1 protein-coding gene is annotated in these 532 nt (G+C 70.7%); it reads right to left on the bottom strand.

The features are described from left to right. Nucleotides 1–532 (bottom strand): transposase (locus tag JMJ55_RS30485; protein WP_202829351.1); only part of this gene is annotated, 532 nt, incomplete at both ends.

Genomic DNA, 532 nt, shown 5'->3' with positions numbered 1-532 from the left:
TCGTAGTCACGCGCGAACCTGCGCGACCGCGACAGCCAGGCGAAGGTCCTCTCCACCACCCACCGGCGCGGGATGACCTGAAAGCCCTTCGGCTTCTCTTCCAGCCCGTAGCGCCAGAGGTGGCGGTCGCGGTGCTTCGGCACCTCGACGCGCCAGTCGCGGTCGGCCTCCAGCCAGCGCGCGAAGGTGCCGGCGTAGGCGCCGTCGGCCCAAACCAGGTCCAGTCGTGGCAGTTCGCCGGACGCAGCAAGCTTGATGAGATCCTGGGCGCCGAGCCGGTCATGCAGATCGGCGGCATGGACGTGGGCGAGCAGCGCGAGACCGGCCGCATCGACGAGAATGTGCCGCTTCCGGCCGAAGGTCCGCTTCGCGGCGTCGTAGCCGCGCTCTGGGCCACCAACACCGGTCGTGCGCACGGTTTGACTGTCGATGATGGCGGCAGACGGCTCCGTGTCGGCCTTCGGCTGCGCGCGCGAGGGCGCGAAGCCGGTCGTGCAGGCATCGGAGCGTTCCGTCCAGCCGCCAGCGCCGG

The organism is Belnapia mucosa (genome assembly GCF_016775475.1).
GTDB classification, from domain to species: domain Bacteria; phylum Pseudomonadota; class Alphaproteobacteria; order Acetobacterales; family Acetobacteraceae; genus Belnapia; species Belnapia mucosa.
The sequence above is the reverse complement of the archived record's forward strand: the minus strand, read 5'-3'. Positions and strand labels throughout refer to the sequence as shown.